This window comes from Mycolicibacterium sp. ND9-15 (assembly GCF_035918395.1).
GTDB lineage: Bacteria > Actinomycetota > Actinomycetes > Mycobacteriales > Mycobacteriaceae > Mycobacterium.
The window spans coordinates 2430767-2451802 of sequence record NZ_CP142362.1 but is presented as its reverse complement, the minus strand read 5'-3'; the positions used below and the strand labels follow the sequence as shown (position 1 = coordinate 2451802).

Sequence of the window (21036 nt, the reverse complement as noted above, 5' to 3'; positions counted from 1 at the left end):
GACTCCCGTCGTCGCGTCGGATAAGTTCCGCTGCGGGTGAGTTGAGGATTGCGACGGTGCCGGGCATGCCCGGGCCCCACACATCCGTTACGAGCGACCACTCGCCGAGAGGCGCAATGCGGCACCGTCCTCCTTTCCTGCCGGCTACCAGGTGTCGACGAAGCGTCGGCGCGTCCGAGGATGCGTGTGCGCGGTGGCCGCCGTCAACGTATTGATGACGACGTCGCGGGTTTCGGCCGGGTCGACCACGTCGTCGATCTCGAAGAGCTGAGCGGCGTTGAGCGCCTTGGCATTATCCTGTGCAGCCGCCGTTGCCTGACGCACCCGCTCCTCGCGTTCGGCGTCGTCGGCGATCGCCTCGAGTTCCTTGCGCATGCCCAGCCGAACCGCACCCTCCAGGCCCATCGGTCCCAGGTGCGCACCGGGCCACGCCACCGTCAGCAGCGGCTCGCGCAGACTGCCGCCGGTCATCGCCTGGGCGCCCAGCCCATAGCCGCGGCGCAGTATGACGGCGATCAGCGGAACCTCGAGCGCGGCGCCTGCCACCAGCATCCGGGATGCGCGACGGACCAGCGCCTCGGATTCCGCCGCCGGGCCCACCATGTAACCGGGACAGTCGATGAGTGAGAGCACCGGAAGACCGAAGGCGTCGCACAGCTGCAGGAACCGGGCCGCTTTGTCGGCAGCGGCCGCCGTGATCGCGCCCGCCATCACCATGGTGTTGTTGGCGATGACACCAACCGGACGGCCGGCGAAGCGGGCCAGCGCGGTCAGCATCTCCGGCGCGAAACGGGGCCGCAGGAGCGTCACCGACCCCTCGTCGGCGAGCGTCTCGACAACCGGCGCGACCTGATACGCCCGCCGAGCGCGTTCGGGAACCATTGTGCGCAACCGGGTTTGGTCGCTCACCGGCCCCGGCTCGAGGGTGCCCTGGAAATATCCGAGCAGCCGTTTGGTCACCTCGACCGCTTCGGCTTCGTCAGCGACGACGACGTCGACCACCCCGTTGGGCTCCTGCATACTGATCGGGCCCACCTCGTCGGGAGGGACGTCGCCGAGCCCGCCGCCGGCGATCATCGCCGGCCCGCCCATGCCGATCGACGTGGCCTCCGTCGCCACGATCAGGTCAGCGCACCCGGCGATGACGGCGTTGCCCGCGAAGCACCGGCCATGTACGACGGCGATTCGCGGCACCACGCCCGACAGCGCTGCCCACAGCTTGAACGCGCGCGCGTCGAGCGCCGAGACGACTGGTATGTCAGTGTCACCCGGCCGCCCGCCGCCACCTTCCGCGAAGAACACCGTCGGCAGACGCATCCGCTCGATCAGCTCGAACAACCGGTCCTTCTTGCGGTGCCCCAGTGCGCCCTGAGTGCCGGCCAACACCGTGTAGTCGTAGGACAGCACCGCGCAAGCGCTGCGCTCGTCGCCGAAGTACTCGCCGTTGATCCGTGCCGTGCCGGCGACCAAGCCGTCGGCGGGCGTGTGGGCGATCAGGTCGTCGGCGTCGCGGCGGTGACGCTGCGCGGCGATGGCGAACCGTCCGTACTCGACGAAAGAACCCTCGTCGACGAGGTCGGCGATGTTCTCCCGTGCGGTCCTGGCGTTCGCCGCGTGTCGCCTGGCCACCGCCTCTGGGCGGGCCGCGTCCTCGGTGAACGTGCGGCGGCGCAGCAGTTCGGCGTGGTCGTCGCGCAGCGACTCGTCACTCACGGCGTCCGATGTTATCCACAGGCGGTTCCTCCGGCGCGCCGAACTGTCAGCGGTCGGGCTTAACGTGCGGTCATGACGAACTGGATCAACACGGTAAGCCGTGACCACGTCGCACTCAGCGTTCGCGGCCGCTTCGCTCAGGCAAATCACGGCAAGCCGCACATGTTGCGAAAGATGGCTCGCGGGGACTGGATCGTTTTCTACTCCCCGCGCACCGTTTATCCCGACGGCCCCCCGCTGCAGGCGTTCACCGCGATCGGGCAGATCGCCGACGACGAGCCTTACCTCGACCCCGGGTCGCCCGACATCGAACGGTGGCGGCGCAACGTCGATTTCATCGACAGCTCCGAGACCCCGATCCGCCCGCTTCTGGAGCAGCTGGACTTCATCCAGGACAAGGCCCGCTGGGGATACAAATTCCGCTTCGGGGTCTTCAAGATCGACGATGCCGACTTGGAGGTGATCCGTTCGGCGATGACGGGCACTGGCTGAGGCCTACTGTGGGCTGGTGAGCAACACCGAAACGGCCCCTGCCGAAGTCGCCTGCGCGGCAGTACCGTTCGCCGGTGTCCTACATCCCCGGGAGGTGCCGCTGGGCGGACCGCGGGCGATCCGGGTGCGACGGACACTGCCTCAGCGCGAGCGGTCGCTGATCGGGGCGTGGTGCTTCGTCGACCATTACGGCCCGCACGACGTGCGCGGTGGCACGGGCATGGATGTGCCGCCGCATCCGCACACCGGCCTGCAGACGGTCAGTTGGCTGTTCAGCGGTGAGGTGGAGCATCGCGACAGCGCGGGCGTGCATGCGATGGTGCGGCCAGGCGAACTCAATCTGATGACCTCCGGCGCCGGTATCTGCCACTCCGAGGTGTCCACGTCCGCGACCACGATCCTGCACGGTGTGCAGTTGTGGGTGGCGCTGCCCGACGAGGCCCGCGACACCGATCGCGGTTTCGCGCACTTCGTTCCGGTGCCGCGCCTGGTCGGCGACGCGACGCTGCGGGTTTTCCTCGGCGAACTCGAAGGCCTGCGCTCCCCGGTAAACACCTTCACGCCCCTGCTGGGCGCGCAGGTCGACCTCGATCCCGGCGCGGAAGTCCGGTTGCGGGTCGACCCGGGCTTCGAGCACGGTGTGCTGCTCGACCACGGCGACGTCTCCGTGGGCGGCGTCCCGCTCGAAGTCGCCGACCTGGCGTTTCAGGCCGCTGGGACCGATCGGTTGGACTTGGCGAACCGCGGGACCGAACCCGCACGGCTGGTGCTCCTCGGCGGTCCTCCGTTCCCCGAGGAGCTGGTGATGTGGTGGAACTTCGTCGGCCGCAGCCATGACGACATCGCGACGTACCGCGCGTTGTGGGAGAAGGGCGACGACCGGTTCGGCGCGGTAGCTGGATATGAGGGCGCGACCGAGCGGCTGCGCGCTCCTGCCCTGCCGAACGCGACGTTGCGTCCGCGGCGCAATCCCTGGGTATAGAGAAACCATGGCAACCGACAAGACCGGCGCGCCCACTGGCGTCACCAAGGAATCTGACCGCTTCGTCATCGCGGTCGAGGGAAAGCCTGCCGGGTTCACCGAGATCGCCGACCGCGACGGCCAGCGGATCTTTCCGCACACCGAAATCGACGACTCGTTCCAGGGTCGTGGGCTGGCGACGATCCTCATCGGCGAAGCGCTGGGGCAGACGCGCGACGCCGGAATGCGGATCGTTCCCATCTGCGAGATGGTGGCGTCCTACGTCGACAAAAACGACGAGTTCGCCGACGTCGTCGATCCGGTGACCGACGACGTCAAGCAGTGGCTGGCCGATCGTCAGTCCAGCTAGTCCGCCATCGTCGTCGCGGGGAGAACCGCGTTCTTCACCCACCCGCACCGACGACCCGTCGCCGATTCCTGCCGCAGGGTCGCGATTACGATTCACAGCCCCGGCGCAGAAATCGGCGGGCGGCTGCGGCGGCGAAAACCTAACCCACACAAGAAAACACCCCGCGGAGTCGCGGGGTGCTTTCCGTGCCATCCATCAGGTCAGCTGATGCCGACGACCTCCTGGGCGATGTCGGCCAGGCGCGTCTGCGCAGCCGACACGAGCCGCTGGCGGTCCTTGTGCATCTCCTCGTAGGCGATGATCGTGCGGATGTCGGACGGGTCGTCCAGATCCTTCACCGCGGCCACCGCATCGCTGAGGTTGAGCTCGTCGTATCCGGCGATCGGCAGCTCGTCGGCGTCGACCACGCCGCCCGCGGCGCGCGCCTTGTGCAGCGCGTCGGCCGCTTCACCTGCGCCCTCGCGGCGCACGACCTTCTCGGCGCTCCGCAACGCGCCGTCACGTGAGGCGCCGAGCGCCTTGAGCGTGATTTCGCCGACACGCTGGGCGCGCTCGCGCAGGTCCTCGACGGCCGGGCCCGTCGAGCGCAGCAACTCCGCGATCCGCTCGACCGACTGCGCCGACCACTGCCCCGGCAGGTTCACCAGCTTGACCGCGGTACCCGCCGCGGCCTGCAGCGGGGTCCGCTGCAGTGCGGCCGGCCCGCCGAGCGCATCCTCGGCCAGCACGGTGGTCAGCCAGTTCACCGTCGCCGAGTGCGCGGTGATCAGGCGATCGGCGAGGTCCTGCACGTCCGGCTTCTTGGCGGCCACCGCCAGTGCCTTGACGTAGCGGGCCCGGTCGAGCAGCTGATCCTCCAGGGCCAGGTCGCCCAGCAACGCCTCGTCGAACGGCTGCGCCTGCTCGGTGAGCGCCTTGACCGCCGCCGCGGCGCGGCCCAGGAATGGCCCGATGGTGTCGGGGAAGCCACCCAGGTCGCGGATCGCCTTCTCGATGGCTTCGGCCCTGATACGCCCGTTTTCGGCGTTCTGGGTCAACTCACGGCGCACCGCCTCGGTGCGCGCCTGCGCGATCCGGGTCTCGGCCACCTGGATCTCGGTGTGCGTGAGATCAAGAATCGTGCGCAACTGGGTGAGCAAAGTGGTAGTACTCATGAATTTCGCCCCTTAAGCGTTGACGGGTTGGGTCGGCGCTGGGGTGCACCTAAGACGTTGGCTACCCGACCGCAGGGGGCTGTCGAACGTGTCAGCGGTGTGAGATGAATCGCAATCGGCGCGTCACCGCGGCTGCAGGATGACGACCGGAATCTCACGGTCCGCCCAGGACTGATAGGTGTCGAAATCGGCGTACGCCTCGACCAGCTTCGGCCACAGCCGGGCCCGCTGCTCGCCCGTCGCGGTCACAGCGCGCACGGGTCGGCGATCCGAACCGATCTCGATATGGGCATCCGGGTTGGCGACCAGGTTGCGATACCACTGCGGGTCTGTGTCGCGTCCACCCTGCGAGGCCACGACGATCACGTCATCTCCGTCGCGGATGTACACCAGCGGGGACACCAGCGTGCGGCCGGACTTGCGGCCGATGTGCTCGAGCAGCAGCGTCGGCACCGGCTTCTTGAAGCCCGCTCCGACGCGCCAATTCGCGCCGATCTTCCCACCGGAGCGGCGGTACACCCACACGTGCGCCTTGCCCGCGTATTTCATGACCTTGGAGACGACGGGCGAGTTCAGTTGCTTGGGCTTGTTCTTCGGATCCATACGATCAACCTAGATACTGCGCGGTGCTGCCGCCGAGTGGCATCGCGGGCATACCGAGCTTGCGGTGGTCCCAACTACGGCTCCGCTGGGGCACCACCCGCACACAGATGCGGTTGTTCATCATCTGGTCGACGAACGGGCGCATCTCGTCGGAGTACCGCCCCGTGTAGCGCTCCCATACGCTGATCCCAACGCGCAGAACGGTTTCGGGGTCGTCGACGATCTCGGCGCGGCCGTCGATAGAGACGCCGCGCAGGGTGTCGTAGGTGTCGCCGTCCTCGATCATCACCGTCACGGTCGGGTTGCGGCGCAGGTTGACCGCCTTCTGCGACTTGGCCTTCGTCTCGAACCAGATCTCACCGTCGAGTACGGCGTACCACATCGCGACCAGGTGCGGCCGGCCGTCGGGAAGCACCGTGGCCATGGTGGCGGTGCGGCTGCGTTCGATGAATTCGGCGATCTCGTCGTCGGACATGACGATCTTCGCGCGCTCGTTCCTACCCACGGTCGAATACTGTCAGGTCGTCGGCACAGGGATCCCGTTACCCCTAGCTCATCAGCATGATGTACTGCGCGGCGGTCATCTGCTGGGCGGCCAGCAAGGTCGGCGCGCTCGTCTCGAGGGTGTAGCGGTCGGCGGTCGCCAGGCAGTAGAAGCCGCCCGCGGTCATCTTCAGGCAGCGGCTGCCCGGCATGTTCGGAACCGGGTTCGTGGGCTGAGCCTCCGCTGACACCTCGTCGAAGAACTCGTCGACGACATCCTCTGCACCGTCGGCGTCCTCGGCCTGGTAGACGGTCGCGCCGGCCATGGCGACGAGGTCAACACCGGTGTCGGAGAACAGCTTTGCCGAACGGGCAGGGTCGGATTGGAAGTGCAGAGCGCCGCGTCGCTCGTACGTGGCGGGTTTGCTGAACGTCATGTCCTGGCCGCTGAGGGGGAGCGTCCTGGCCAGCAGGCCGCTCGGGTCGATCGAGATGTCGGCGAGCTCACTCAAGTCGGTGGCGCGAAAATTTTCGATCGTCGAGCTTTGCAACTCGATGCTCGTCGCCACCAACTGTGCCGCGGCGTCCACACCGGCGGTCGCCTGCGCCTGTTGCATGAAGACGTAGGGGCCCTGCGCGGTGAACGAGCGCGCAGCGCCGAACTGCCCGATGTCGCGATCGGCCCCGGTGTAGCTGGTTGCCCGCGCCTCCGGGTGGCCGGGGATCTCGAGTTTGGGTGCCGGACCATCGGCGCCCTGCTGCTGGGCCGCGGCATCGCTCAGGTCGGTGGCCGCGGCCTCCGCAGCGCCGTCGTCGGCGAATCGCAGCACCGCGTTGAGCAACACCCGGCGGTTCTTCTCGGTGCGCACCGAGGCGAAGCCGGTGACGAAGTCGTGACGACCCGCCGCCGCGGCGACGTTCATCGGCCCGATCAACGCGAGAGCCTCGGCGCGCGGCAGCACCACCGCGCCGAAGCCGAATGAGCCCGTCAGCGCGGAATCCACCTCCCACGGCCCGACGACGTAGTCGGCCAGCCGCTGACCCTCGAGCACCGCACCCAGCATGGGATCACCGGCGCCGCCCAGCGGTTCCCTGGCCGCCGTCGGAAACCGGCCGGCGTCCAACTGATCGAAACTCAACGTAAGGCCCGAGGGTCCGCCGGAGGCCTTGACTGCCGCCCCGTCGACCATCGACGTACATGCCGTGGTCAGCAGCGCGACTACCGACACAAGCGCAAGAATTGGGTGCCGCATTCAGTCGAAATTACCCGCGTCGGCCGCGTCGGCGGCTCAGGCTTGCCGACGGCTCGCCGAGGCTTGACGGAGTTGAGACTTTCTCACCAACCGCTAGACGTCCAGGAACCGAACATCTCTGGCATTGCGGGTGATGAAGCTGCGCCGGGCTTCGACGTCCTCCCCCATGATGACGGAGAACAGCTCGTCTGCCGCCGCAGCATCGTCGAGGGTGACTCGGCGCAAGACCCGTACCGACGGGTCCATGGTGGTCTCCCACAACTCCTTTGCGTCCATTTCGCCCAATCCTTTGTACCGCTGGATGCCGTCGTCCTTGATCTTCTTGCCGGCGGCGAGCCCGTTCTCGAGGAGGCCATCGCGTTCCCGGTCGGAGTACGCGTATTCAGGCTCACTGCGCTGCCACTTCAACTTGTACAACGGTGGCTGCGCGAGGAACACGTGGCCGTGCTCGATGAGCGGACGCATGAAGCGGAACAACAGCGTCAGCAGCAACGTCGAGATGTGTTGTCCGTCGACATCGGCGTCGGCCATCAAGACGATCTTGTGGTAGCGCAGCTTCGAGATGTCGAAGTCGCCGCGGATTCCCGTGCCCAATGCGGTGATGATCGACTGCACCTCGGTGTTCTTCAACGCCCGGTCCAGACGAGCCTTCTCGACGTTGATGATCTTGCCGCGCAACGGCAGGATCGCCTGGAACATCGAATCCCGGCCGCTCTTCGCCGAGCCGCCGGCCGAATCACCTTCCACCACATACAGTTCCGACTTGCGCGGATCGGTCGACCGGCAGTCCGCCAACTTGCCGGGCAACCCGCCGATATCCGCTGCGTTCTTACGCTGAGTCGCGATGTTGCTCCGTCGGTTTCGCGCGGAAGCGAGCGCGCTTTCGACGATCCTTCTCGCCTCGGCAGGATTCGCGTCGAACCACTGAGTGAGCCGCTCCTGACAGACCCTCTGCACAAACGACTTGACGTCGCTGTTGGTCAACCTGGCCTTGGTCTGGCCCTCGAACTGCGGCTCGGACAGCTTTACCGAGACCACCGCAACCAGGCCCCGGCGGACGTCGTCGCCGCTGGGCGCCGGATCTTTGGGCTTGAGCAACTTCTTGTCCCGCGCGTACTTGTTGATCACCGGTGTCAACGCGGCGCGGAAGCCATCCTCGTGCGTACCACCGTCGTATGTCTTGATCGTGTTGGCGAACGTGTGCACGGATACCTTGTCGCCGACGTGCCACTGCATGGCGATCTCCACCTCGCGGGCCGGGTCGTCCTCACCGCCCGCGGTCTTGCCGCGGAAACTGATGACACTCCGGTGAATCGGCTCCTCGGTGCCGATGTGCCTGACGTAGTCGACCACGCCACCGGGGTAACAGAAGGTACGGCGCTTGACCGGCCCGCCACCGCGCTCGTCGGTCAGGTCGATGGTCAAACCCCTGTTGAGGAAGGCCATCTCGCGCAACCGGCTCTCGACGGTCGCGAAATCGTATGTGGTGGTTTCGAGAATGTCGGGATCCGCCCAGAACCGAACGGTGGTGCCCGTCTGCTTCGTCTTCTCACCCTGCGTGAGCGTGCCCGGCACCGCGCGCTCGTAGCTTTGGGACCACTCGTAACCATCTCGGCGGATGTCGACTTCAAGACGGGTGGACAGCGCGTTGACGACGGAGATCCCCACGCCGTGTAGACCTCCGGCGACGGAATAGGCGCCCTTTCCGAAACCTTTCGAGACGGTGTGAAGGACCGTCATCACGACGTCGACGGTGGGCCGGCCCGTCGCGTGCATGCCGACCGGGATGCCGCGACCGTCGTCGGCGACCTCCACCCCACCGTCCTCGAGCAGGCGGACCGCTACTCGGGTGGCACAGCCCGCCATCACTTCGTCCACCGCGTTGTCGACGACTTCCCATACGAGGTGGTGCAGACCGCGCTCGCACGTCGAGCCGATGTACATGCCCGGACGTTTGCGGACAGCCTCCAGCCCCTCGAGCACGTGGACCTGGTCTGGGCCGTATTCCGTCAAACGATTTTGGGCAGCGTTCATCGTCACAGGTGTCTCCCGTTCGGTGGTTGATACGAGCCGGTATGGGTCCGGCGAAGCGATGGAACCATCTTACCATCCCGTTAGTTCTGCACGCGATTTTGTATGCGGTGTTGTGCCCTCTGGTATCCCTCAGGAATAGCGTATGGCGACTTGGGAGGGTCCGACCGGCCGAGGATGGTTTTCGGCCCTTTATAGAGCCTCTCAGTCCGCATCACCGCGACGCCCGCAGCTCTGAGTCAGCCGGCTGCTCGGGCGGCAGCCTTCCGGCCAGCGAACGACGCGCTTCGACCCCCTAGGGAGCGCGGCCCGAGAACCGGTGCCAGGCATGCACTGGGGCCGCTCGCGCGTTTGCCAGAGGTCGTACTATCCCCGGACGATCGTGTCGATCGGGATGGAGCGTTCGAGCATGCCGTAGGTCTCTTCGCCGTCCCAGGGATAGCCCACGCCGGCGTGTTGCAGCGCAGGGAAGTTGGCGTTCTCCTGTTTCATGGCGCGCACCGAGTAGGGGTTGTCGTCGTGGGGTCGCGATGCGTCATGACATAGCGTGCGTCGGGAAACGCGGCGTCGACACCCTCGAGCCACAGCGCGTGCGACGGCACTTCAAGCGCCGCTGGCGCGTGGGCTCGCCCCATTGCGGCGTTGGCCCACATACCCGACGATGCGTTACCCGAGGAACGTCTCACCCCGGGCGTTGAACCGGGCCTCGTCTCGCAGCCAGGCCAGCAAGATTTCGAGGCCTTGCCGATACGGACCGTCGCCCGCGTCGGTCAACCCGTTTCCGCTGTGGCGGCTTCGTGAACTTCTGCGACCGTGAGCACTTCTCATCCCATCCGCCGTCCGCCGGCGAATTCCATGGTATGCCCGCACGTGTAGCTGGCCGCCTGGGCCGACCGCCACACTCAGGTAAGCGTGGCAGCCTTATCTACTGGGGCAACGAGCGCTATCGCTACGATGACGAGCGCAATGAACCGGCCGCGCAATCGCCGCCACTTCAAGCATCTTCGCCCACGGAGAACTCGCCCGCAGAAACACAATGGTCACGACCTCTTTCGAGCTCGTGACCTAAGTGCGCGCAGTTCGTGGAACCGCTTTTGTTTGTGTGGAGTTCAGGTGCGCTGGTTGACGCAGCAAAATGACGGTCGGTTCCACGGCTTTCCCCGGGTTTTTCCACAGCCTTTTCGTCGGGCAGGCCAGTGCGGCGCTGGGCGGTCGTCGGGGCTTGAGATTGGGCGGTGGACTCGCGTGATACCGACCGAGATGAACCGATGGCGCAGCGGGTGATGCGCGCAGAATCGCCGCAGGCTGTTGAGCTCCGATTTGGTGCCGGTAATTCCACAGGGTTTTCGCTCGCTGCAGACAGCACGACGCGGGCCAGGTGTTGAGGCCTGGCCCGCGTCGGATGGGGTGTCAGCTGCGTGGTGGGATCCGCGCCGGTGGGTGGCCGAGGTCGGCGGTGAGTTGGCGCATTCTGATGTCGATCGATTCGCGGCGCCGGGCGGCGCAGCGGTGGTGGTCCTGTTGGGCGCGGATGTTGGCGGTGACGGCCGCCAAGGCGATGGCGATCTTGATCATCGGCGTGCGCCGGGGTCCGGTGGTCAGCTCGTCGAGGCCGGCGACGTACTTCGATTTGAGTTGGCTGAAGCGTTGCTCGGTGAGTGCGCGGGCGGCTTCGAAGTAGAGGGTGTGCTCCCAGGACCCGGGGATGAGATCCCACTGCGCCAGCCGCAGTTGGTCGGCGGTCAGGGTGACGGTGGTGCTCGATTTCGCGCAGCACGCGAGGTCGTGGGCTGACCAGTCGGGTTGGGCCAGCGGTATCCCAACGGTGTCGGCGTTCAGCGATTCCGGCTTCAGCGGGCATTTGACGGTGCCGAGTGCAGCCGGGCAGACCAGGCGAACCTTTGCGGCGATGCGTGCGTCGTCGCCCAGGCGTGGTCGGCCGCGCCGGACGGCGGCCAGGGTGGGCCGGGTGTGGTGGCCCATCAGGAAGGGGTAGATGGCGCGCAGGCGGCGGTCGTGGGCGCGGAAGCTGTCGTGCTTGAGCAGTTCTTCGGTCTTCGGGGTGCGGTGCCCGTGAATACGGTCGGCGACCGCGGGGCAGTAGAACGCTCCGGCGTAGTGGATAGGCCCCGGGGGTGGCCCGACGGGTGCACCGGGCGGGTTGGCGCTGGGGAAGCTCACCGACCAAGGGCTGGGGTAGCGCACCACCGGTGAGTAGCGGGTGGTGAGCATGAGCTCTCCGAACCCGGTCTTGTTGTTGTAGCCCATGTCGGCGGTCAGCAGAGGCCACCGGGTACGGCCTTCTCGGCGGGCGTCCAGGCCGGTGCGGCGGGCATGGGCCAGCGCGGTGGCCAGGCCTTGGATGCTGGCGCCGGTGGGTGCGTGCACGTCCATTCCGATGAATACCGGGGGTTCGGCGTGCAGGGCGTCGCGGCGGGCCACGCGGGTGAGGAAGGTGGCGCCGACGCCGAAGCCGCTGGCTTTGATTTCCCGCGGCCCGCCGGGTCCGGCGGTGCTTTCGGTGTTATGCAGGGTGCGGTCTTTCTCGCGTACCCAGTACTTGGCGATCGCAGAGGCTCCGCGGTAGCGGACGTCTTTGACACCGAGGGTGCCACCGGGACCTGCGGTGTTGATGATGGTTTCGTCGACGACGGCGTCGCCGTCGCAATCGTTGGGCCGCTGATTGTCGACGGAACCGTACAGCAGGTCGTTGATGAGGCGGGTGAGACGTTCATCGGCGGCCGCGCAGCGGTGGAGATCCTGTTCGGACCGCTTGCGCAGGAGTGCCTTGAACTCGGCGTTGGTCATCCGTCGCGACGGCAGGTCCCAGTCCGGGTCCAGCGGCTGCATGCGCAGCGCCCAGAATCGGTGGAAGCGTTTGTACTCGCGGGCAGCGTTACTGTGGATCGCGGCGCAGTCCTGGTGGGCCATGCCCACCGCGGACAGCTGTTGGGGTGTGAAGGCGCCGATGGTGTCCATCGCGCCGCGCAGGCTGTAGGGCAGCCCCGCCAAGAATCGCACCAGGAGCGCGACGAGCACCGCGGTGCTCGTGTAGCGGATGCCAGATCGTCGACCACCGGGGTGCACGCTGTGCTGGTAGTGGTCGTCGATCTGTTGTGCAGCAGACGATTTGGCGATCACGTTCAGGGCGGTGGTGAAGACGGAATCTGAGAAGGTGCAGAGGGGTTCGCGGTCTCGGATCATCGTTGGTTCTCCTGCAGGGTAGTGATGGCGTGGCGAATCGTGTAGGTGGGCAGCAGCGGGCGTTGATCGACCAGCACGCGCAGATCACTGACATCGGCCAGTTGGAGAAGTAGTGCGGCTGGGACGGTGGCGGCCAGATCGAGGATCCAGCGGTTGCGGAGCCCGAGGTGATTCATGCCGGCGTGGCCGTGGCGTCGCAGATCGCCATTGGTGCGATTAACGATGTTGCGTTCGGGCTGTTCGGTTTTCGGGGACAAGACCAGTCCACTGCCCACGGCGACCGACAGGCTCAGCAGCCGTGCCGCGATCGCTGGGTTGACGACGGGGACTTGCCGGACCCCGCCGAGTCGGTTGGGCAGCGCCACCACCGCGATCGCCCTGCCATCGACGGACATCGAAGTGATCGATGTCCCGCGTAGTGACCTGAAGTCCCCTGCCCTGGCGCCAGCCCCGTAGGACAGGTCGAACAATGCCTGTGCACGCTGGGCCAGTCTGGCCGGCAACCTGGGGATGAGATGTTCCAGACGAGCGACTTCGGCCATGCTCGCCGCCGGTAGACGTTTGCGCCGCGGTGCTGGCACGGCGTGGGAGCGCGGGAACTGTTGGGGGTGCAGTTCACGTCCGATCCCGTACAGGATGTAGCGGCGTTGCCGCAGCGAGCGTTCACTGTTGACTTTCGTCCAGATCAAGTACTCGTCGACGTTGGCGCGGGTGAATGCTCGCGCGGGGTCGATCACATCACCAAATGACGACCACATCAGGAACCGGGCGATCAGTCCGGTCGCTTTGCGGTCATCTTCGCCACCGTTACCGTTCTTCAGGCACCGCAGCCGCGCGGCCTCGCGCACCGCCGCAGCGGCGAGTTCGCGGTTGTCGGCGCGGATGGTGACCCTCTGCAACGCCTGCAGCCGCTCGGACTGAGTGATCGCGAACGGCGGCGTCGGCCGTACCGCATCGCGTGCCACCTCCGCGGCGCGTTCATCACATTCTGCGGCGACTGTCGGCCGCTCTGCGGGTAGCGGCGTTGAAGGGGTCGCCGCGGTGGCCATCTTGCTGAATCGCGCCATCAGACGCGCCACCCCTCAGGCCGCAGGTGCGAGCGGACTATCCGAGATTGATGCGGCGTGGCCGGTTGACACAGACATGTGGGCACGGTGAAATACACCTATCCCCTCCTTGGGGTCAGAGAGCGTGAGAACTCTTGATGAACGCCGAAGCCGGGTTGCCGCCCGGCTTTTGGCATTTGTGCGCTCGGCACAGCCGAGCATGATGAGAAGGGCGCGTTGTAGCGCGAGAACCGTTCAGCAGCTACCTATTCGGGCCTCCTTCACTTTGCGCGGGACGTTTCCCTGGATCGGGCTCGACCGGCGGATGCTGAACCTCACCAGATAGGGCGCGGGTCAATAGCCGCTCACCGGTCTGAGATAACGTCAGCCCTTCGCATTTGGCGTACGCATAGAGGCGGTCGGCCAGCGACGGCGATAACCCGAACTCCACCCTGACGCGACTGCGCCGCTCCATCATTGGTCTAGGCATCGACACCTCCCCGAATCGGCGCGATCGGCTCGTACCGGCATTCACCGGGAAATATAGCGCGATGGAACTGCGCCGTTAGCCGACCGCAATGCCCACTTCGTGGGTTGCGCAGGTTCAGCTAGCTCTATACAAAGCAGCCGCAGAAAGCACGTTCAGGCGCGTCACGCCCCGACTGCGCTTCGCGCTCGAAGCCCAAATATGCTGCTATACAACAGAATTTGTGCCTCCCACGCTTGGCCATACACGCAATGCCGCTCGTGCTCGGCGCTTCGTGGAACTGTAGCGGCGCTAAAACTACAGAGCTCCGAACTGTAGCGCGCTAAAGAAATTGCTTAACTTTAGAATTCGGCCTTAACATCGGCGTGTCGCGTACCCAGTGGAGGGCTCTCGCATGGGACCGTCACGTACGCAACTGCTAGCGCCAGGCGCCGTCGATGACGTCTGGATCGTCGAGATCGACTGCAGCAGCCGCGGCCCTGTCCAAATCCTCGATAGTCAGCGAATGCACAGGTCGGCAGTCAACGTCAGACTGCGTCCGTGTGTCGCTCTCCAATACTCCGGGAGTGCGCTCGACTGGTGAGACTGTCATGTACACACCTTCCGCCATGTAAGGCGGTCTTGCGACGAGCAGGTTGGTAAACCGCGCCGCCTTTTCGACGCCTGATCGAAGCCTTGCGCAGTGGGCGCCATGGAGAGACGATGCTCGTGGCATCCTCGGTGCCATCGCTCAGTGGTCGCCGCCCTGATAATGGGCGATGACCACGGAAGGGCAACCCACCATGACTTTGGAAGACCGCGGTAGCGCCCGCCTCGAACGAATCCTGGCTGACCCCGAGCGGGCCGAACGCGTCAACCAGATCCGCCAACAGATGGACGCTGACGATTACGCTTATCGAGCTGAGCAGGAACGACCGCGGGGCTGCTGCTGAACTGATACCGGGCGCCGACGACGACTCCGTCCGCTGGTGTGGTGTGTTCACAGCCCGATAGTGGGGTCTGGCGTGACACGCCGTCTACTACATTCCTTGTTGAATTTCTACACGCTATGTAGCATCTGGTGCCGTGGACCCAAGCGCCGACGAACTGATCGACCCGTTCGCGAAAATTCTCGTGTCGTCCTATACCAGCGCGTCAGCAGCGGCCAGAAGCTTCACTGCCGAGTGGGACTATCCCCCGACGCAGATGCTGAAAGTGCATACCTTCCGCTCGATCATCCAGGCGAACGTCGATCGGTCCGATCGCTACGTCTTACACGCCGGCTACTCCGAGGCTGGCCGGGTGCAAGTCACCGACCGTGACACCCGGGAGAGCTACTTGATCCGCAGCCGCACCATGGTCGATATCGATGAAGCCAAGAATGGTGACCACCAGCTTTCACTGTTTGTCGTCCCGACACCGCGACCGGTGGCAGGATTCCCTAACTTGCTTGCCTACAAATTCGACCGTAAGGGCATGACTCTGTGGACATGCCCAACCAAGTATGCAAGCCAAGCCAGTCGGCGACTTGTTCCAGCTAATAGCCCTGAGCTACTGGGCTTTTGGCCATTCGTCGATGTGCCCGCACCACCGCCCGATGGCGGCGGTGGCGGCCTTTTCGATCAGGGGGCCGTAGACCCCTTCGACGACCTTGGCGACCCCGACATCGACGATCTCGGTGAAGCCGGCGGGCTGTGAACAGGCTGCGCGCTTACCGGGACATCGAGGGGCTGAACCAGACAGATCTTGCCGAGCTGCTGGGAATGTCGACCGCGATGGTGTCTGCCATTGAGAGCGGCCGCCGACCATTCAATGGTGACCTCAGCTCAATTGGATACAGCAACGAGCGCCTTGAACTTCCTGATATGTCGGCCCCGATGCACCGCGCCCGGGCGTCAACCCTCGTCGCGGCCAAGAACCGCGCGAAGGAGCTACTGCGGCTAGCTGGTGAGGTCTTCGCTGAGCTCGTGGCCATCACACCCAAGGCACCGAGATCGAAACTGCTGGAACTGGAAGCGGTGCACACGTTTCAAGACGTAGAAGAACGAGCCGCGGAATTGCGGACAATACTGGGCCAGGAAGAATCTGGCCCGATCCGCAACCTGACAGCACTGATTGAACGGGCAGGGGTGTGCATCATCCCCATCGCTGGGCTCGCTGGCGTCGACGGGCTTTCTGCGTGGGTCAACGGCGTCCCTGTCATCGGTATCGACCCTTCAGCGCCCGGTGACCGCTTTCGTTTCGGCCTAGCACATGAATGCGGACACCTCACTCTCCACAACCGGCACCACGACAACGTCGAACGCGAAGCTAACCGATTCGCCGGAGCACTGCTGTTCCCGCAGGATGACTTTGACGCCGCCATGGTCGACAAGGTGAAGCTGCAGGATTTCATTTCGCTGAAGAACACTTGGGGCATGTCCATCGCGGCGACGATCTATCGCGCCCACGAGCTGGAGTACATCGACGATGCCCGCTACCGCGCGCTGCAGATTCAAACTTCCAAGTGGCGTCGATCAGAACCCGGTGAGTTCAGGCCGAGCACCGGCACTCTGCTCCCTCGGCTCGTTGAAGTTAACGGTGGCACCGCAGCCGTGGCCACGAAACTTGGAATCAACACAAAGCACCTCGCCACACTGACTAATTGGAGTCACCTACGCGTGGTGTGATCCACGCATGTTGGTAACGGGTCCTCCGATTGTTCGCCACGAAGAGGTTGCGGGAGGGCGCGCCGTTGCTCTGCGGCGTTTGCCCAGGGCTGCGAACAGCTCTTCGTAACTGAGCACCACTGCGACGACGGAGTCGTGCTGAAGGCGCTCACTGGCTGATGGCGACTATGCGTGGTGTAGGGGTTGGCGCCGGTTCGTAAGTGCTCCACGGCGCTACGACACGCGCACGGTGACGGGGATTTATCCTCGGCTGTCGCCCACCGCAAGTCGCCGCTGTCAGAGGCCCAGCTGCTGGCGGAGTCGATTGAGATCCTCTTGAGCGAGATCGAGAATGTCGGCGGCCGCTGCTGGGCAGTACCGGAACGACGTCTCGTTCTCGACGATGACCAGGTGGGTGTCACCGGCCAGCAGGTGGTGGGCCTTCTTGCCCTTGCGGTGCGCCGCGCACGCGCGCTGGTGGTTGGTCCGCGGCGTTTCCACATGCATGTGGCGCAGAACGGCTTTGGTGGGCATGCTGACTCCTTCAGACGCGCGCGGGCGGGTTACCCGCGCTCGGACCGCTGGGCGCGCAGGGTGTCGCGGACGGTGTCGCCGAGGTCGTCGATGCGCTCGAAGATGGTCCTCAACTGTTCACGTGTCCACTCTCCTCGAGTGTTGTTGTCCATGCCGACGGCCTCGTTGATCGCGGCGTGCAACAGCCGGATCACGATGGCCGAATTGTGTTGGCGTCGACCGCCGGTGACGGCCATCAGCTGGTGACCCCGCGGCGGGAGGTCGAGGTCGGCCAGAATTCGGTTGGCGACTGATTTGGTGCGGTCGTTGACGCGGGTGCGGGCTGACTGCCGCTGGCGCTGCGGTGAGACCGGGATCGGAGCCGGGGCCGGCGGAGCAGCGGCAGCCTGTTGAGCCATCAGGCGCTGACGTAGTTGCTCGCGGTCGATAAGGTCCCCGAGCCGGAAACCGGGGGCGACCTCCCGGTTGAGGAGTTCATCGAGGACGCGGTCGTCGGTGGGGTCGAGGTAGGTCTGCTCGACGAAGTCGGTGAGGATCTCGTTGTCGACGAGCATGCCGTCGTCGAAGCGCCTGGCCCGCGGTTCGCCGTTGTCCTCCCCGTCGTTGTCGGTGTTGCCGGCGACCCATCCGCGCACCAGGGCTTGGTCGTCGAGGTCGAGTTCGCGGAACTCTGCCCACCGTGCGTCGTTGTTAAGCCCGACGTGGGAGACGATGTGGCCCTGGTTGTCGGGATGGTCGGGGGCGGCCTCCTGCACGACGCGCATCACCCTGCCGACGAACTGGATGTAGGGCGCCAGGCTGCGGAAGGGCCGGAAGATCGCGGCGACGCTGAGCCGCGGGTGGTCGAAGCCCTCACCAAGCATCTGCACCTGCACGATGCAGTCGAGCTGGCCTTGGCGCAGCCGCTCGATGACGGCGTCCTGGGCGTCTTCGTCCATATTGGAATGGATCTCGGCCGCGCGGTATCCGCACTCGTTGTAGATCGCGGCGACCTGCCGGGCGTGGTCGACTGAGCATGCTGCGGCGATGATCTGGTGCTGGATACCAGTCTGGGCGCGCATCCGGTCGCACGCCTGGATGCTGGCCTCCACGATATGGCGGTTGCATTCGGTGCTCAACGCCACGCCGCGGCGGAACCAGGCCTCCTCGCGCAGTTCCAGGACTTCGTCGAGGGTGTGGCGGCGGGTGTCGTCGCGGTAGGTGAAGTACAGCTCGGCGGGGGCGACGTTACGGGAGTAGATCTGCTTGATGTAGCCGGTGATCATCGCACGGGTGAACGGATACCGGTAGACGATCTCGCCGTGCAGCTGCTGCTGGTCGGAGCGAAACGGGGTGGCGGTCAAGCTGACGACCTTGGCATTGGGGAATCGCCGGAACACCTTCTGCCAGCTTTCGGCGGCGGCGTGATGGCCCTCGTCGACGAGGATCATGTCGAAGAAGTCCTCCGGGAACTGCGGTAGCCACCGGTCGGCCTGACTGGCCAGCTGCTGGATGTTGCAGACCACGAAGTCGCTTTCGATGGCGTCGTGGATGTTCGCGTTGGGGCCGTCGAGCACCGCCATCCACGGCCCGGCGGTGAAGTCCGACAACACCCTGCACTTGGTCCAGAAACACTGGGGGCTGGTGATGTCGACGGCATCGGCGACCCCTTTGCGGATCGTCAGGTTCGGTGTGATCACCAGGGTGCGGCCACGGGCGATGCCGAAGGGCAGGGTGGCCATGATGCCGGTCTTGCCGCACCCGACGGGGATCTGCACGATCGCGGGATCGGTGCGGTGGGCGAAGTGTTCACGAACCTTGCGGTGGGCTTCGCGCTGCGGGTCGCGCAGCGCAGGATTGGCTTCGATGTCGGCGTTGGCGGTGGCGAACACGCTGCTGTCGGCGCCGGCAGCGGCCGCCTCCTGGGCACGGCGGTACTGCAGCCGGAAGGGCTCCAAGTCAGCGCGACGGTAGTAGCGGTAGTCGCTGCCGGGGCGCCGCAGCGCCGGCAGCGTGCCGTCGCGATCCCATCGGCGCAGAGTCTGCGCGGATACCCCGAGATACGCCGCTGCATCCGCGACCCGCAGGAAATCTTGATCAGCCATACTGAGACCCTACAACATTGCTCAACCCTAACAACCCTAGTACGGTGGGCGTGTCCGGCGGTTTCACACGGTGGCCGTCAGGTGTCAGCTCACCGACCTACGGTGGCATCGGCTCCGGGACAATAAGGGGGCGGTATGAAGCGCACCGTGCAGTACTGGCGGCTCATCGGACCCGACGGCAAGCCGCTGGCCGGCAAGTTCCCGGTCGGGCAGGTGGTCCGGCGCTTGTGCGCGGCAGAAGCGGCCGACCAGAACCGGTACCGGCACTGCCGCGACGGCATGGTGCTGTTGGCCAAAGGTGTAGCCGAGCCCGACCACCGGATGATCGTGCTGGACAAGGTGCGTCGCGAGAACCTGCCCAGCGTGGGCGATCCGATCGGCGCGCGCCGTGCGATTCCACTCGGCGAGGATGAAGGGCTGCTCGAACCCACCTACTGCCTGTTCACCGCCCGCAACATCATCGCGATGCTCACCAGCGGGGACGGCCCGCGGCCCCGCCGGCTGATCGACTACCTCAACGCCAAGATGGACATTCAGGTCGGCATCGAGCCGGTGCTCACCCAGAACCTCGACGACGTCCTGGCCGAGATGCGCATCTCCGAGATACAGGTCGCCATCCCGGTCAGTCGCATCGACCGCAACCTGATCGGCGGTGACTGGATCGAGGCCCTCGACGGCGCCCGCCTGCTGGCCCAGGACGGCGTCGTGCGCATCGGGTTGTCGGTCGGGCGCCGCGGCACACGGGCCCACAAGGAGTCCATCCGAGCCCGGCTGAGCCAACGCGTCGCCGATCTGCGCGGCTCGGGCGCGCTGTCGGAGTTCGATTCCGCCCGGGTCAGCGGCACCATCTCTGGTTCGCCGCGATCGGTGGATCTGCTCGAAGACCGCTTCGTCGAGAAGACCGACGTCGACGCCGACCGGCTCAACGACCCGCAACGCTCCATCGCCTACGCCCGTGAGGTGCTGGGCGCGGCGGTGACCAAGAACAAGGAGTACCTCAAGTCGGTAGTCGAACCGGTGGCCGACGGCTCGGTCAGCTTCCCCGACACCTTCATCGACATCCCCGACGACGAGCAGAGATGACCGAGCCGCTGCTGATGTTCAGCCGCTGTCAGCGGCTCCAACACCGGTGGGTGCGCCACCGCTGGACCGACCTGCTCCTGGTCGCGATGCTGACGGGCGGATGGTTTCTCGCCGGCCAGCGTTGCTGGATACCGCTAATCCTCACTGAGATTCCCGAGGACGCTCGCCGCACTCTCTATCAGATCATTGCGACTATCGCCGCCACGATGGGCGGGTTCGTCCTGACCAGCATTTCCATACTGGTCAATTTGCTGCGCACACCGCTGAACACCATCGACCGGCTCCTGCCCGCCCGCGACAAGCGCACCGTGGGCACGTTATTCGTGCAGGTACTGCCCCGCCTGCTTCTGGTGTTTCTGTTGACCATCGTGGCGATCGTGACCGACGCCAACGTCGCAGTCGGGTACTGGCCGTTGCAGCTGCTGACGATGGCTGCTGCCGTATGGGCGATGCTCAGCATCGCCAGGGTGGTCTGGGTGCTGCACCGCCTCCTCACAGCATCCGCCGAAGGATAACGGGCCCCGCCTCCGCAAGGGCATACGGCGGCTCACTGCTCGGAGCCACGGGTTTACCAACCACAAAGGTCTTTTTTTCCAACCATCGCGTGCGACTGCGACACCTCACGTGTCCGGGACAGATCGAGTCCGGCGCCGAAGCACCGCGGAAGAGCACGAGAACCGGCTTCGTCACACTGTCGGGGCTGCGTCGCGTGCATCGTTGCGAACGTTTCACTTCGTCTGCCCCTCACCAAGTCGGTCGTGAACTTCACCTGGCCATGAGCCGGTTCACTTCCGATCCGCCATACAGGTCACCGCTCACCCTTCCCGACGGCCTCGACCGTGCCCGCTGAGGACCCTGAACAATCGTGTCTGTCACGGCGGCGAGGTAGCTACGCGGAGAACAGCACGCGT

19 protein-coding genes and 1 pseudogene are annotated in these 21036 nt (G+C 65.6%); 7 read left to right on the top strand and 13 right to left on the bottom strand.

Annotation, left to right across the window (positions count from 1 at the left end; all coding sequences use genetic code 11):
- Positions 1-144: 144 nt before the first annotated feature.
- Positions 145-1713: an acyl-CoA carboxylase subunit beta gene (locus tag QGN32_RS11940; protein ID WP_326548762.1), complete on the bottom strand. Its 1569-nt coding sequence runs from the start codon at positions 1711-1713 to the stop codon at positions 145-147.
- A 72-nt stretch (positions 1714-1785) separates the two neighbouring features.
- Between QGN32_RS11940 and QGN32_RS11935 the strand changes: the two genes are divergently transcribed.
- The 3 genes from QGN32_RS11935 to QGN32_RS11925 are packed head-to-tail and all read left to right on the top strand — an operon-like array spanning position 1786 to position 3536.
- Positions 1786-2205: an EVE domain-containing protein gene (locus QGN32_RS11935; RefSeq protein ID WP_326548761.1), complete on the top strand. Its 420-nt coding sequence runs from the start codon at positions 1786-1788 to the stop codon at positions 2203-2205.
- 16 nt (positions 2206-2221) lie between these two features.
- Complete coding sequence (locus QGN32_RS11930; RefSeq protein ID WP_326548760.1) at positions 2222-3187, top strand: pirin family protein; 966 nt, start codon at positions 2222-2224, stop codon at positions 3185-3187.
- A 7-nt stretch (positions 3188-3194) separates the two neighbouring features.
- Entirely contained in the window at positions 3195-3536 is a 342-nt protein-coding gene (locus QGN32_RS11925) for a GNAT family N-acetyltransferase (RefSeq protein WP_326548759.1), read from the top strand.
- Positions 3537-3736: 200 nt separating this feature from the next.
- On the opposite strand, the gene QGN32_RS11920 is transcribed toward QGN32_RS11925, so the two are convergent.
- The 10 genes and pseudogenes from QGN32_RS11920 to QGN32_RS11880 form a co-directional block, all read right to left on the bottom strand.
- Positions 3737-4690: a ferritin-like domain-containing protein gene (locus QGN32_RS11920; protein ID WP_326548758.1), complete on the bottom strand. Its 954-nt coding sequence runs from the start codon at positions 4688-4690 to the stop codon at positions 3737-3739.
- A 123-nt stretch (positions 4691-4813) separates the two neighbouring features.
- The gene (locus tag QGN32_RS11915) at positions 4814-5293 is read right to left on the bottom strand and encodes a nitroreductase family deazaflavin-dependent oxidoreductase (RefSeq protein WP_326548757.1); all 480 of its coding nucleotides are present in this window, start codon (positions 5291-5293) and stop codon (positions 4814-4816) included.
- Positions 5294-5297: 4 nt separating this feature from the next.
- Positions 5298-5798, bottom strand: coding sequence for a pyridoxamine 5'-phosphate oxidase family protein (locus QGN32_RS11910; protein WP_326548756.1), 501 nt, complete (start codon positions 5796-5798; stop codon positions 5298-5300).
- 43 nt (positions 5799-5841) lie between these two features.
- Positions 5842-7005 (bottom strand): DUF7373 family lipoprotein, encoded by a 1164-nt coding sequence (locus QGN32_RS11905; RefSeq protein WP_326548755.1) that lies wholly within the window; start codon positions 7003-7005, stop codon positions 5842-5844.
- A gap of 117 nt (positions 7006-7122) precedes the next feature.
- A complete protein-coding gene (locus QGN32_RS11900; RefSeq protein WP_326548754.1) occupies positions 7123-9063 on the bottom strand; it encodes a DNA topoisomerase subunit B in 1941 nt (646 codons plus the stop codon).
- Between the two features lie 363 nt (positions 9064-9426).
- Positions 9427-9552: a hypothetical protein gene (locus QGN32_RS11895; RefSeq protein WP_326549251.1), complete on the bottom strand. Its 126-nt coding sequence runs from the start codon at positions 9550-9552 to the stop codon at positions 9427-9429.
- A gap of 26 nt (positions 9553-9578) precedes the next feature.
- Positions 9579-9697, bottom strand: a pseudogene (locus QGN32_RS24290) (sulfotransferase family protein); the annotation flags it as partial.
- Between the two features lie 773 nt (positions 9698-10470).
- Entirely contained in the window at positions 10471-12264 is a 1794-nt protein-coding gene (locus QGN32_RS11890) for a hypothetical protein (RefSeq protein ID WP_326548753.1), read from the bottom strand.
- The gene (locus tag QGN32_RS11885) at positions 12261-13331 is read right to left on the bottom strand and encodes a site-specific integrase (RefSeq protein ID WP_326548752.1); all 1071 of its coding nucleotides are present in this window, start codon (positions 13329-13331) and stop codon (positions 12261-12263) included. Before QGN32_RS11885 ends, QGN32_RS11890 begins: the two co-directional genes overlap by 4 nt.
- An 884-nt stretch (positions 13332-14215) precedes the next feature.
- Entirely contained in the window at positions 14216-14389 is a 174-nt protein-coding gene (locus QGN32_RS11880) for a hypothetical protein (RefSeq protein ID WP_326548751.1), read from the bottom strand.
- A gap of 473 nt (positions 14390-14862) precedes the next feature.
- Between QGN32_RS11880 and QGN32_RS11875 the strand changes: the two genes are divergently transcribed.
- Together QGN32_RS11875 and QGN32_RS11870 are read left to right on the top strand one after the other, a co-directional pair.
- A complete protein-coding gene (locus QGN32_RS11875) occupies positions 14863-15474 on the top strand; it encodes a hypothetical protein (RefSeq protein ID WP_326548750.1) in 612 nt (203 codons plus the stop codon).
- Positions 15471-16445 (top strand): ImmA/IrrE family metallo-endopeptidase, encoded by a 975-nt coding sequence (locus QGN32_RS11870; RefSeq protein ID WP_326548749.1) that lies wholly within the window; start codon positions 15471-15473, stop codon positions 16443-16445. Before QGN32_RS11875 ends, QGN32_RS11870 begins: the two co-directional genes overlap by 4 nt.
- A 276-nt stretch (positions 16446-16721) precedes the next feature.
- On the opposite strand, the gene QGN32_RS11865 is transcribed toward QGN32_RS11870, so the two are convergent.
- Positions 16722-16958 (bottom strand): hypothetical protein, encoded by a 237-nt coding sequence (locus tag QGN32_RS11865; RefSeq protein WP_326548748.1) that lies wholly within the window; start codon positions 16956-16958, stop codon positions 16722-16724.
- A 29-nt stretch (positions 16959-16987) separates the two neighbouring features.
- Positions 16988-19042: a DEAD/DEAH box helicase gene (locus tag QGN32_RS11860; protein WP_326548747.1), complete on the bottom strand. Its 2055-nt coding sequence runs from the start codon at positions 19040-19042 to the stop codon at positions 16988-16990.
- A 135-nt stretch (positions 19043-19177) separates the two neighbouring features.
- On the opposite strand from QGN32_RS11860, the gene QGN32_RS11855 reads away from it, so the two are divergent.
- Together QGN32_RS11855 and QGN32_RS11850 are read left to right on the top strand one after the other, a co-directional pair.
- Positions 19178-20125 (top strand): oxidoreductase, encoded by a 948-nt coding sequence (locus QGN32_RS11855; protein WP_326548746.1) that lies wholly within the window; start codon positions 19178-19180, stop codon positions 20123-20125.
- Positions 20122-20640, top strand: coding sequence for a hypothetical protein (locus QGN32_RS11850; protein WP_326548745.1), 519 nt, complete (start codon positions 20122-20124; stop codon positions 20638-20640). Before QGN32_RS11855 ends, QGN32_RS11850 begins: the two co-directional genes overlap by 4 nt.
- Positions 20641-21036 lie beyond the last annotated feature (396 nt).